This window comes from Rhodopseudomonas sp. BR0M22, assembly GCF_010907035.1.
Classification (GTDB): domain Bacteria; phylum Pseudomonadota; class Alphaproteobacteria; order Rhizobiales; family Xanthobacteraceae; genus Rhodopseudomonas.
Map to the genome: position 1 here is coordinate 1 of NZ_QUMK01000028.1, position 12,635 is coordinate 12,635.

10 protein-coding genes are annotated in these 12,635 nt (G+C 64.9%); 5 read left to right on the forward strand and 5 right to left on the reverse strand.

Annotated elements, in window-relative coordinates; all coding sequences use genetic code 11:
- The 4 genes from DY468_RS11100 to DY468_RS11115 all read left to right on the forward strand — a co-directional run.
- The coding region (locus tag DY468_RS11100; RefSeq protein ID WP_164604870.1) for a replication-associated recombination protein A at positions 1-1,206 on the forward strand (1,206 nt) is incomplete at its 5' end.
- Between the two features lie 179 nt (positions 1,207-1,385).
- Positions 1,386-3,356 carry a putative bifunctional diguanylate cyclase/phosphodiesterase gene (locus tag DY468_RS11105; protein WP_164604871.1) on the forward strand — a complete coding sequence of 657 codons (1,971 nt, stop codon included), beginning with the start codon at positions 1,386-1,388 and terminating at the stop codon, positions 3,354-3,356.
- A 72-nt stretch (positions 3,357-3,428) separates the two neighbouring features.
- Positions 3,429-3,848 carry a secondary thiamine-phosphate synthase enzyme YjbQ gene (locus DY468_RS11110; RefSeq protein WP_011158763.1) on the forward strand — a complete coding sequence of 140 codons (420 nt, stop codon included), beginning with the start codon at positions 3,429-3,431 and terminating at the stop codon, positions 3,846-3,848.
- A gap of 105 nt (positions 3,849-3,953) precedes the next feature.
- Positions 3,954-5,162, forward strand: a complete 1,209-nt coding sequence (locus tag DY468_RS11115; protein WP_164604872.1) for an ABC transporter substrate-binding protein — start codon at positions 3,954-3,956, stop codon at positions 5,160-5,162.
- 364 nt (positions 5,163-5,526) lie between these two features.
- Here the strand turns inward: DY468_RS11115 and DY468_RS11120 are convergent, their stop codons facing one another.
- The 5 genes from DY468_RS11120 to DY468_RS11140 all read right to left on the reverse strand — a co-directional run bounded on the left by DY468_RS11120 (position 5,527) and on the right by DY468_RS11140 (position 11,502).
- Positions 5,527-6,561 carry an IS110 family RNA-guided transposase gene (locus DY468_RS11120; protein WP_164604873.1) on the reverse strand — a complete coding sequence of 345 codons (1,035 nt, stop codon included), beginning with the start codon at positions 6,559-6,561 and terminating at the stop codon, positions 5,527-5,529.
- Positions 6,562-6,718: 157 nt separating this feature from the next.
- Positions 6,719-8,779, reverse strand: coding sequence for a hybrid sensor histidine kinase/response regulator (locus tag DY468_RS11125; protein ID WP_164604874.1), 2,061 nt, complete (start codon positions 8,777-8,779; stop codon positions 6,719-6,721).
- A 204-nt stretch (positions 8,780-8,983) separates the two neighbouring features.
- On the reverse strand, positions 8,984-9,661 hold the full coding sequence (locus DY468_RS11130) for a nitroreductase (RefSeq protein ID WP_164604875.1): 678 nt from the start codon (positions 9,659-9,661) through the stop codon (positions 8,984-8,986).
- 267 nt (positions 9,662-9,928) lie between these two features.
- Entirely contained in the window at positions 9,929-10,810 is an 882-nt protein-coding gene (gene bla / locus DY468_RS11135; protein ID WP_164604876.1) for a class A beta-lactamase, read from the reverse strand.
- 191 nt (positions 10,811-11,001) lie between these two features.
- A complete protein-coding gene (locus DY468_RS11140) occupies positions 11,002-11,502 on the reverse strand; it encodes a deaminase (protein WP_164604877.1) in 501 nt (166 codons plus the stop codon).
- Between DY468_RS11140 and DY468_RS11145 the strand changes: the two genes are divergently transcribed.
- The gene (locus DY468_RS11145; RefSeq protein WP_246700950.1) at positions 11,437-12,411 is read left to right on the forward strand and encodes a dCTP deaminase domain-containing protein; all 975 of its coding nucleotides are present in this window, start codon (positions 11,437-11,439) and stop codon (positions 12,409-12,411) included. The two genes, DY468_RS11140 and DY468_RS11145, sit on opposite strands and share 66 nt — an antisense overlap.
- Positions 12,412-12,635 lie beyond the last annotated feature (224 nt).

Genomic DNA, 12,635 nt, shown 5'->3' on the forward strand with positions numbered 1-12,635 from the left:
CACATCGTCGGGCCCGACGGCGCGCTGACGCGGATGCTGGAGACCCGGACGCTCGGCTCGCTGGTGTTCTGGGGCCCGCCCGGCACCGGCAAGACCACCGTGGCGCGGCTGCTCGCCGACGCCACCGAGCTGCATTTCGAGCAGATCTCCGCGGTCTTTTCCGGTGTCGCCGACCTGAAGAAAGTGTTCGACGCCGCCCGCGCGCGCCGCGAGATGGGCACCGGCACGCTGTTGTTCGTCGACGAGGTGCATCGCTTCAACAAGGCGCAGCAGGACTCGTTTCTGCCGGTGATGGAAGACGGCACCGTGGTGATGGTCGGCGCCACCACCGAGAACCCGTCGTTCGAACTCAACGCGGCGCTGTTGTCGCGCGCCCGCGTGCTGGTGTTTCGCTCGCTCGACGCGGCGGCGATCGAGCAGCTGTTTGCCCATGCGGAAGAGGTCGAAGGCAAGAAGCTGCCGCTCGACGACGAGGCGCGGGCGGTGCTGGTGAGGATGGCCGACGGCGACGGCCGCGCTTCGCTGACGCTGGCCGAAGAGGTCTGGCGCTCGGCGCGCGCCGGCGAAGTGTTCAATGCCGCGCAGCTTCAGGACATTTTGCAGCGCCGCGCGCCGATCTACGACAAGGGCGCCGACGGCCACTACAATCTGATCTCGGCGCTGCACAAATCGGTGCGCGGCTCGGATCCGGACGCGGCGCTGTACTATCTGTGCCGGATGTTCGACGCTGGCGAAGATCCGCTGTTCCTGGCGCGCCGCGTGGTGCGGATGGCGGTCGAGGACATCGGTCTCGCCGATCCGCAGGCGCTGGTGATCTGCAACGCCGCCAAGGACGCCTACGACTTCCTCGGCAGCCCCGAGGGCGAGCTGGCGATCGCACAGGCGGTGATCTATCTGGCCACCGCGCCGAAATCCAACGCCGCCTACACCGCCTACAAGGCCGCGACCGCGACCGCCAAGCGCGCCGGCTCACTGCTGCCGCCCAAGCACATCCTCAACGCGCCGACCGGCCTGATGAAGTCGGAAGGCTACGGCTCCGGCTATCAGTACGACCACGACACGCCGGAGGGGTTCTCCGGGCAGAACTACTTCCCAGACGCGCTCGGCCGCCAGACCTTCTACGATCCGCCCGACCGTGGCTTCGAACGCGAGATCCGCAAGCGGCTCGATTACTGGGCCAAGCTGCGCGCCGCCAAGGGCGGTTAGTTCGCCACTCCGTCGCATTTGCGATGGTGCAGGACATCTTTGCGAACAGGAAACCAATCGGCTCGGATTCCGAGATCGCGGTCATTTTACCGCTGCGTGCAAAGCCGATGTTAAACGGCCTCTGGTTGATTGGCTGCTCCGAACAGCAGCGGCATTTCCAGTACCGATCGATTGACTTCATGATCCGAGCCGACAGCAGCTTCAGGGCGATCGCTCTCGCCAAGGCCCAGGCCCGCACCGCACTACGCAACATTCGGCTCACGTTGATCTCCAACATCGTGATCGCGCTGTCGCTCGCGGTGCTGCTGTATCGCGAGAACGGCGAGACGCCGATCTTATGGTGGCTCGGCGCCGCGTCGGCGCTGGCGCTCGTCCGCGCCTGGTGGGTGGCGCGGCTGGCGAGGACCGGGGCGGCGGAGACCGCGCCGTATCAGGTGCTGCACCATCTCACCGCGCTGGCTTTCGCCAGTGGGCTGTTGTGGTGCGTCGTTCCTGCCGCGGTCGGCGTGTTCGCCGCCCAGCAGGGCATCGACTACATCACCTTCATCATGATCGGGACCTCCACCGGCGCGATCATTCAGAGCGCGTCCTATGCCCGCATCTCGCTCGCCTTCGCGATGCCGGTGATGGCCGCGACCCTGGCGCGGATCATGCTGACCGGCGACGGTTCGGACTACATCATCGCCCTCGACGGGCTGTTCCTCACCTTCATGCTGTTCCGCGCCGCGGTCGGCGGTGAACGCGAGTTCATCGCCAGTCAGACCACCGCGCTGGAGGCGACCGATCTGGCCGCCTCGCTGGCGAGCGCCAACAGCGAAGTGCTGAGTACGAACCGCGCGCTGGAGCAGATCGCCCGTGCCGATCCGCTCACCGGCCTCGCCAACCGCAGTCACTTCCGCGAAGCCGCGGCGGCGGCGTGCCGATCCGGGCAGGGCGTCGCCTTCGTGCTGTTCGACCTCGACAACTTCAAGACGATCAACGACACCCGCGGCCACGAAGCCGGCGACCGGGTGATCGCCGCGGTGGCCGAGCTGCTGCGCTCGGCCTGCGGACCGCACGATCTGCCGGTGCGGCTCGGCGGCGACGAATTCATCGTGGTGCTGCAGGGCGACGATGTCGCGGGGCGGGCGCCGGCTTTGGCGCGCCGGCTGAGCGGCGCGCTGACCCGGCCGGTTCAGGTTGCCGGCCAGCCGCTGGCGATCACTTGCTCGATCGGCATCGCGGTGCATCCGGGCGGGCCGATCGACGTCGAGGACATGTTCGCGCGCGCCGATGCGGCGCTGTACCGCGCCAAGGACGACGGCCGCGCCTGTATCCGGCTGTTCGACGCGCGGATGCAGGAGGAATTCCTGCTGCAGCGCTGCATCGACAGCGATCTGCCCGGCGCGCTCGGGCGCGGCGAACTGCATCTCGAATTCCAGCCGCAGGTGGTGCTGGCCACCGGGCAGGTGGTCGGCTTCGAGGCTTTGCTGCGCTGGCACCATCCGATCGCCGGTCTGATCCCGCCGCCGGACATCGTCCATGCCGCGATCCGGCTGCAGCTCTCGGCGCGGCTGCTGTCGTTCATCGGCGATGCGGCTTGCGCCTTCCTGCGTGCGCTCGACGCCAGCGGCGCGCCGCCTGTCAATGTCGCGGTCAACGTCTCGCCGCGGGAGCTGACGCTGCATTCGCCGGCCAGGATTTTGATGGATCAGGCCCAGCGCCACGGCATCGATCCGCACCGGATCGAGATCGAGGTCACCGAGGAGGCGCTGTTCGATCCCAAGCAATGCGCGCGCGAATTGCAGCGGATCGAGCATTGCGGCTTCGGCCTGGCGATTGACGATTTCGGCGTCGGCCATTCGTCGATCTCCAATCTGATGACCGTGGCGCTCGACACCATCAAGATCGATCGCGCGTTCGTGCATGGCGTCAGCGCCAACCGGCAGAACCAGCAACTGATCGCCGCGATCACCGCGGTGGCGCAGCCGCTCGGCCATCGCATCGTCGCCGAGGGCGTCGAGAGCCAGGGCGAGGCCGAGACGCTGCGGATGCTCGGCTGTTCCTACGGTCAGGGCTGGCTGTACGGCCGCCCGATGCGCGCCGCCGACGCGGCGGCGTGGCTCGCCGGCCGCGACGACGAGCGTCGCAGCGAGCGGCAGCTCGCCTGAGCGCTTTACGCCGCGCCGCGTCCGCCGCATGGTTCGGCCCAACCGATCGCACGGACGAAGGAGAGCGTCGCGATGAAGTCGTATCGCAAGGAGCTGTGGTTTCAGACGCCGGGGCGGAGGGCGTTCATCAACATCACCGGCGAGGTCGAGCAGGCGCTCCGCGACAGCGGCGTGCGCGAGGGCCTGGTGCTGGTCAATGCCATGCACATCACCGCGTCGGTGTTTATCAACGACGACGAGAGCGGGCTGCACGCCGATTACGAAAAATGGCTGGAGCAGCTCGCGCCGCACGAGCCGGTGTCGTCCTATCGCCACAACCGCACCGGCGAAGACAACGCCGACGCGCATATGAAGCGCCAGGTGATGGGCCGCGAGGTGGTGGTGGCGATCACCGAAGGCCGGCTCGATTTCGGCCCCTGGGAACAGATCTTCTACGGCGAATTCGACGGCGGCCGGCGCAAGCGGGTGCTGATCAAGATCATCGGCGAGTAAGATGATACAGCGGCTGCGCGCAAGACCCGGTTAGTTCCGGTTTCCCATCCTCCCTGGAAAACAAAAGCGATCACCGCATCGCAACAAACAACAGGGAGAGAACGGATGAGGAGTCTTCGGCTTTGGCTCGGCGCTGCCTTCGCGGCGGCGCTCGCCACCACGGCGCAGGCGCAGCAGAACGCGCCCGGCGTCACCGCCACCGAGATCAAGATCGGCAACACCATGCCGTACAGCGGCCCGGCCTCGGCGCTGAGCTCGACCGGCAAGGCGATCACCGCCTATCTCGATCACGTCAACGAGCAGGGCGGCGTGAACGGCCGCAAGATCACGATGATCTCGCTCGACGACGGCTTCTCGCCGCCGAAGACCATGGAGGCGACGCGGCGGCTGGTCGAAGGCGACGGCGTCGCGTTCATCGCCGCCACCATGGGCACCGCGCCGAGCTCGGCGATCGCCAAATATCTCAACACCAACAAGGTGCCGCAGATCTTCCTGATCAGCTCGGCATCGAAATGGAACGATCCCGCCAACATGCCGTGGTCGATGGCGCTGCCATGGGCGCCGAACTACATGAGCGAGGCGAAGATCGAAGTCGCCTATGCGCGCGCCAAGAACCCGAACGCGCGGTTCGCGGTGCTGTATCAGAACGACGACGCCGGCAAAGACTTCATGCGCGGCGTCAAGGATGCTCTCGGCCCGGACGCCGACAAGGCGATCGCGCTGGCCTCGAGCTTCGAGGTCTCCGATCCCACCGTCGACTCCCAGGTTCTGACGCTCGCCAACACCAAGGCCGACGTGTTCATGATCTACAGCGTGACGCCGCGCGCCTGCGCCCAGGCGCTGCGCAAGGCGCACGAGGTCGGCTGGCGGCCGATCCGCTTTCTCGCCAGCGGCTGCGCCAACAAGGCGACCGTGATGGACCCGGCCGGCGTCGACGCCGGCAAGGGCGTGCTGTCGCTCGGCTCGCTGAAGCCCTATGTGGCCGAGCCGAAGGACGACAAGGCGATGAGCGCCTATATCGCGTTCATGAAAGCGCGGTTGCCGGGCCTCGACCCGAACAACATCGGCATGGTGTACGGCTACACGGTGGGCGAGGCGCTGGTGGCGCTGCTGAAGCAGTGCGGCAACGATCTGTCCCGCGACAACATCATGCGACAGGCGGCGAACATGAAGAACGTGCCGCTGTCGCTGCTGCTGCCCGGCATCACGCTGAACACATCGCCGACCGACTTCCGCCCGATCAAGGACGGCTACCTGCTCGAATTCAACGGCAACGACTGGGTGGTAGTCAGCGAAATGCTGCGCGGCACCTGATGCCCGCGCTGTGGCCGGCCGTAGCTGTAGCCCGCATGAGCGCAGCGAAATCCGGGGATCGGACCTCCCACGGGTTCGGTCCCCGGATTTCGCTCCGCTGCATCCGGGCTTCTGTAACGGGCCTCGGTTAGTCAATCCCTTTTTGCTTGGTCCTGTCGCCGGCGACTTGCTTCTGTCCGGGATCGGCGCGGTGGCCGTCACCTTTAGGGGTGCGTAAGAGGAGCCGGCCGGCCAATCTACGGAAGCGTGGTTGTGAACCGACGTCCCGGATGGCGGCCTGACCGGATCCATCGTCCCGGCGAAGGGACTTCGCTCAAGGATGGCTTGGTGCCTTGGCCTTCCCCGAATTCATAATTTCTCCTCGTCAGGTCGTCGCCAGCTTGACGTTGGGGTTGAACGGCTTGGCGTCGGCCAGCATCCGGTGCAGCACGACCGCCAGCTTGCGCGCCAGCGCCACCTTCGCCTTGCGCAGGCCGGCCCGCTTGGCAATCCGCATCGCCCAGCTCTTCAACTCGGTGCAATTCTTGATCGGCTTGGTCAGCATGATGTGCGCCGCCTGATACAGCGCCTCGCGCACCGAAGCGTCGCCGGTCTTGGTGATACGACCGGTGTAGTCGGTCTGCCCCGATTGATATTTCTTCGGCGTCAGACCGAAGTGGGCGCCCGCTGCCTTCGAAGACTTGAACCGGGCCGGATCGTCGATCGCATTGGCATAGGTGAGCGCCACGATCGGACCGACCGACGGCGTCGTCATCAACAGCCGTGCTTGTGGCTGCGCCTTGGCGAGCTGCAGCACCTGCTTGTCCAATGCTCTGAACTCGCGCATCAGCACGGTGTGCACCGCGAGCATCGCCTTGGCGATCGAAGCCAGTGCCGCGTGGCCCTTAGTCAATTCTTCGATCCGCGCCGCAAAGCTCCGCTCGGTCGTCTTGCCGACCTTCAGGCCGAAGCCGCGCAGAATCCCGCGAAGACTGTTCTCGACGTCGAGCAACTTCGTCTGCAGCAGCTTGCGCGCCGTCAGCACGGCACGGACTTCCTGCGCCGCGATCGATTTACAATGCACCGGCCGGAACCAACCAAGCCGCATCAGTTGCGCGATGGCGCGGGCGTCGTTCCGGTCGGTCTTCACCGACATCGCCTTGAAGGCATCGCGAACGTGCCGCGTCTCAAGCAGTTCGACCGCCAGGCCCGCCTCACGCAAGGCCGCGTAGAGCCATTGCGACAACGGCCCAGCCTCCAGACCGATCCGCTCCAGCGGCGTCGCCAGCGAACCGAACCAGGCGATCAGCGCCGCCGGCTCACTCGCCACCTTCGCCTCTCGCGCGATCCGCCCAGTCCCGTCGACGACACAAACCGCAGACTGTTCCAAAGACACGTCGATTCCGGCATAGTGGTACATGGTCGTTCCTCGATGATGCTTGGAGCGGGCTCGCCCTGACTCCGTTGATTGACACCATCAGTTTGAGGGACGACCATCCTTCCGCCAATCCACCAAGCGACATGCTCGGCCTGGCCGGCCCGTTACCCCATCTACGCGGCGTGTTTGTACGACCTTGCTACTTCCCGATCAGCTCGCGGATCCGCGCCGCCAGCGTGTCGACCGCGAACGGCTTGGTCAGCACCGCCATGCCGGGTTCGAGTTGGCCGTTGTTGAGCAGCGCGTTCTCGGCGAAACCGGTGATGAACAACACGTTGAGGCCGGGGCGGATGTCGCGGGCGGCGTCGGCGAGCTGGCGGCCGTTCATGCCGCCGGGCAGGCCGACGTCGGTGATCAAAAGATCGATCCGCGCGTCGGACTGCAGCAGCTTCAGGCCGCCGACGCTGTCGGAGGCCTCCAGCGCGGAGTAGCCGAGGTCTTCCAGCACGTCGGCGACCAGCATCCGCACCGTCGGCTCGTCGTCGACCACCATCACGGTCTCGCCGGTGTGGGCGAACGGGATCGCGGTGGAGTCCGGGAAGCGCTCGTCCTCGGCGACGTCGCCGCGGTGCCGCGGCAGATAGATGCACACCATCGTGCCCTGGCCGACCTCGGAATAGATCCGCACCTGGCCGCCGGACTGCTGCGCGAAGCCGTAGATCATCGACAGGCCGAGTCCGGTGCCCTGGCCGATCGGCTTGGTGGTGAAGAACGGATCGAACGCCTTGGCGATCACGTCCGGCGACATCCCGGTGCCGGTGTCGGAGACGCACAGCGAGACGTACTGTCCGCTCGGAATGTCGTAGAGTTTCGACTGCGTGCGATCGATCCAGCGATTGCCGGTTTCGATCGTGATCTTGCCGCCGCTCGGCATCGCGTCGCGGGCGTTGATACACAGATTGAGCAGCGCGCTTTCGAGCTGCGGCACGTCGACCAGCACGCTCCACAGCCCGGCGGCGCCGACGTGCTGCACCTCGATGCCGGGGCCGACGGTGCGCTGGATCAGGTCGAGCATGCCGCCGACCAGGCGGTTGACGTTGGCGGCAGTCGGGGTCAGCGTCTGGCGGCGCGCGAAGGCGAGCAGACGGTGGGTCAGCGACGCGGCGCGCTTCACCGCGCTCTGCGCAGCGCCGATATACTTCTCGATCTCGCCGACGCGGCCCTGGCGTAGCCGCGCGCTCATCAGTTCGAGGCTGCCGGAGATGCCGGCGAGCAGATTGTTGAAGTCGTGAGCCAGGCCGCCGGTGAGCTGGCCGACCGCTTCCATCTTCTGCGCCTGGCGGAGCTGTTCGGCTGAGCGCATCAGCTCGGCACGCGCGTCGGCGACGCGCTGCTCCAGCGTCTCGTTCAGCGCGCGCAACTCGGCAATGGCGCGGTCGCGCTCGGCGATCAGCGCGCGGCGGTCGTTGACGTCGATCAGCACGCCGGGAAAGCTCAGCGGCGTGCCGTCCGGCCCGTGCTCGACGCGGCCGTTGGCCTCGAGCCAGTAGTACTTGCCGTCGGCGCGGCGCACCCGGTACTGATGCGCGTAAGGCCCGCCGCGCTTGACCGCTTCCTCGATCGCGGCCGCGAGGCCGGCCTGATCGTCGGGATGCACGGTGGCGACGACCTGCGCCAGGCTGAGGCCATCGCGGCCGAGCGCCGGATCGAGTCCGAACGCGCGCGCGAACGCTTCGTCGACGGTGAAGCGGTCGGTCGGCAGGTCCCACAGCCAGGTTCCGATGATCGCCCCGGCGGCGAGCGCGAGCTGCACCCGCTGCACGTTCTCGCGCGCCAGTTGCTCGCTGTCGCGCAGCGCGACCTCGGCGCGTTTGCGCGCGGTGATGTCGCGGAACAGCACCGACACCTGGCGCAGCTCCGGCGGCTCGATCCGCGTCGCCGACACTTCGATGACGCGGTTCACCGCGATGAATTCGCGCTCGAAATGGATCGGCCGGCCGGTCACCAGCACGCTGCGATACAGCTCCGCCCAGCCGTCGGCTTCATCCGGCACCAGATCGCGCAAGGTCCGGCCGACGATGTTGGGAATCCCGGTCTGCTTCTCGTAGCCGGCGTTGGCTTCGATATGGCGATAGTCGCTGAGCGGGCCGTGCGGGCCGTCGAAGAACTCGATGATGCAGAAGCCGTCGTCGATCGCTTCGAACAGCGCACGATAGCGCGCCTCGCTCTGGCTGACCGCAGGACTGGAAGGGGGCTGCATCGGGCTCGAACAACCGGCGGGCGTGACGCGGAGGGGCGGAAACGGAACTGGAAAAGCGGGCGTGCCGCTGAAGGCCGTCCCGGACCGTGGCCGCTCGGCGCAGCCGTCGCTATTACTCTCCGAATTGCGACCGTTTGTCAAAGCGGCTTGACATCGCCGCGCTCCGCGGCGCTGGGCCGCGGAGCGATGTCGGTTCGGCGCGTGTCAGCCGTCGAACCCGACGAACCGCGCGGCTTCGCGCACCGGCTTGCGTTCCGACACCACGGCGTTGGCCGGGAACTCGTCGTCCGGCCAGCCCAGCGCGATCGCCTTCATGATCACCTGATCGTCGGCGATGCCGGCATGTTCGCGTACCACCGGGGATTGCATGATGCCCTGGCTGTTGATCACCGCGCCGAGCCCGCGCGACCACGCGGCGTTGACCAGCGCGTTGGTCACCGCGCCGCAATCGAACGGGGTGTCGTCGCTGTCGCTCAGCGTGCGGTCGTAGGTGATGATGATGCACACCGGCGCGTCGAACTGGCGGAAGCCGCGCAGCACCCAGTCCTGCCGCTTGGCCTGATCGTCGCGCGCGATTCCCATCGCCGAGAACAACTGCTTGGCGACCATGATCTGCCGCTCGCGATGGGCGCCGGCGAACGGCTGTCCGGTCCGGAATTCGCGGCTGTGCGGCACGCCGGCGAGATTGCGCTCGGTGTTGCCGGCGCGAATGCGGTCGAGCGGCTCGCCGGTGAGCACGGTGAAATTCCACGGCTGGCTGTTCATCGAGGAGGGCGCCCGCATCGCCAGTTCGAGGATTTCCTCGATCAATTCCCGCGGCACGGGATCAGGCTTGTAGCCGCGGATCGAGCGGCGGCCGCGGACCACGTCGTCGTATTGCATGCGTCTGGTTTCCCCCGAGAGCTTGTGATTGCCGGGGAGTGTCGCGGTTTCGGAAGCCGAGTGCAAGATGGCGACGCACCCCGTCATTCCGGGGCGCGCGCACCGCGCGCGAACCCGGAATCTCGAGATGAGCTGTTCGGGGCATGCCCGATCGTAGGACCGTAGCCCGCATGAGCGCAGCGACATGCGGGACGATGTATCATGCGGTGACCCCCGGGTATCGCTTCGCTCACCCAGGCTACGCGCTACGCGCGGCGCGATCGATGGTCACACTCTCTCGGCAATGATGCGGGCAACCTGAGCCAGTACGGCCTCCTGATCCTTGATCGAACCGGGAGCTTCGCCAAGGTAGGCCGCAACGATGATCGGATCGCGGCCGGGTGGCCAAATCACCCCGATGTCGTTGGTCGATATCTTCGCCCATGTGCCCGGCTTGTTGGCGATCCGCCATCCGTTCGGCAGGCCGACGCGTAAGCGCCGCGCCGCGGCATCTCGTGCTTCGATCATCCAGGTCGTCAGTCTGGCCCGCGACGACGCCGACAAGGCGCTGCCGAGCAGCAGCCGTTGCAGCGTTCCAACCATGGCTCGCGGAGAGGTGGTGTCGTGAATTTCGCCTGGTCTGACGATGTTCAGTTCGAGTTCTCTGTGATCGACGCGGGTGACCGGATCGCCCAGCGATCTCAGATACGCCGTGAGCGCGGACGGCCCGCCAAAACTGTCCAGCAGCAGATTGGCGGCCGTGCTGTCGCTGACCGTGATCGCCGCTTCGCAAAGAGCCGCAACCGTCATGCCCTCGGCTCCGACATGCGGCTTCGTCGCCGTGAACGGACTCACCAAATCGCGTTCGGTGAATGCAATGCGCCGGTCGAGGCTTTCTTCGCCACGATCGACACGCGCCAGCACGAACGCGACGGCCAAGGCCTTGAACGTGCTGCACAGCGCAAACCGCTCGTCCAGCCGGTGGCCGACGAGCCTGCCATCCTTGCTGTCGAGGATCGCCACGCCAAGGCGCCCGCCGCTGCTCCTTTCGAGATCTCGAAGTCGACCCTCGATCTCGCTCGGCTCATTCTCGGCTCGTGCGAAATCGGTCGCCATTGCAGAGGCGGCCAGCACCGCCGCCGTCAACGCGGCCCGACGTGTCATCACCATGGGCGGTTCATCCTCCGACGCGCTGCGGTTCTTGTGCCCGGCGGAGCCAGATCGATCGTTTCGGGCAATACGGAGGTGAGCTTTCTATCGGTGATCAACAGCATCGCAGCCCGCTCGAGCGCAACGAAATGCAGGACAGCTCATCATCTTGTAATTCTTGGTATCGCTGCGCACGCGCAGGGCTGTGCTTGCTAGTTGTTTAGCATCCTCGATGCTGCGTTTGTGGGATCAAATACGGATATCTTTATGCCAGCCATTGCTAGAATGTGCTCGGCGTGTCGATAGTGATTAAGCCACTTCTCATCTCTTGAGGGATCGAGGCTTGATCCGACTACGATCAATCGGGATATCCCGGCCGCCGCAATAGCCCTCGCGCAATCTGCGCAAGGAAAGAGCGTGCCGTACATAGTTGCCCCGCGCAATGACTTTCCATGCGTTAATGCTGAGAAGATTGCATTCCGCTCTGCGTGTTCTAGTACGAAGTATTTCCAGTCGGGGTTCTGTCGGATTGCTTCGTGGCTTTGGTCCCGAGTGAGGCCGAGGACCGTCGGCGGTGCATTCGTTCCCTCGGCAACTACTTGCCCCTCTGCATCGACGATGACGACGCCGACGCTGCGGTCGGGATCATGACTCTGCTGACGGATCTCTTCGCACCGAAGCAGGAATTTTTGGTCTCTTTGAGAAATTGCCATGCTGGATGCCGTGCTGTACGAGGAGTCGAAGAAGGTAAGGAGTGTGCGATGGCACTTTTGGCGGGCGGCGAACTTGATCCAAAGCGCTTCTTTGAGGGAGGGAATCCGCAAGTTCAAGGATCAAGTTTCGATCTCACGATTGGCTGCATCTTTGATCATGAAGGTAAGAAGGTGGATGGCCTTTTTACGATTAAGCCAGGCCACATGGTCCAAGTTGTGTCTGCAGAAGTGCTCAAGCTTTCAGAGAAGCACACTGGGCATGTAACCTACAAAACCACAATGACAAGGCAGGGTATTTGGGCTTTGACAGTTGGTATCATCGATCCAGGTTGGAACGGCCCTGTCGCGACCACCTTGTTGAACTTCAGCAGGGTCGATCACACGGTCACCTCTGGTGACGCATTCCTTCGTGTCAGCATATTCGAGCACGAGCCAGTGCCTATTGCGAAGCTGAGGAAGGCCGATCCGCTGGATATCTATCTTAAGGACATTCAAAGAGTCGCAGCCTCTAAATTTCCGCCAACATTCTTAGACAAGGATGAAATCGCGGAAGATGCGGGCAAGAATGTCCTCGATCGCATTCGGAAGGAAGCGTTAGTTTGGGTCGGCGGAATTGCGCTCATTTTTACGTTGCTGCAGGCAGTTGTGGGTTCTTTTGCTGGCGCGAGGGCAAATTTGACGGACATTGAATTGTTGAAGGCCCAAGTTCGTGCTCTGCAGAATGAGTTGCTCAGGGCGGGGGGCGAGAGAGCTTCTGCCGCGGGGCTAGTCACTCGACCTGATGACGTTCCTCGTAGTGCATGGCAGCCGTCGACAACGGAGCCGAGCCATCCTGGAGGATCTGGGGCCGTTTCAACTGCACCTGCTGGCCCAAAGGCTCAGAAAATTAATCCGCCAGCTCAGCCGTAACATTCAAGCCAACTGATGGAGTTCGACAGAGCGGTGTAATTTTTCCGGAATTCAGAAGCTTCAGACCTTGATGAAATTTCTATAGGCCTGTGTCCCTATCTCCGCCCCGTCCGTGAGGCGCGCTTCCAGAGGCGAATGGAGTGGGTGTGGCGCCTGCGGGCGCGATGCTGAGGTGCTTCCCAACTCCGGGAGATTAAGGCCATCGTCCGCCGCTTCAATAAGCG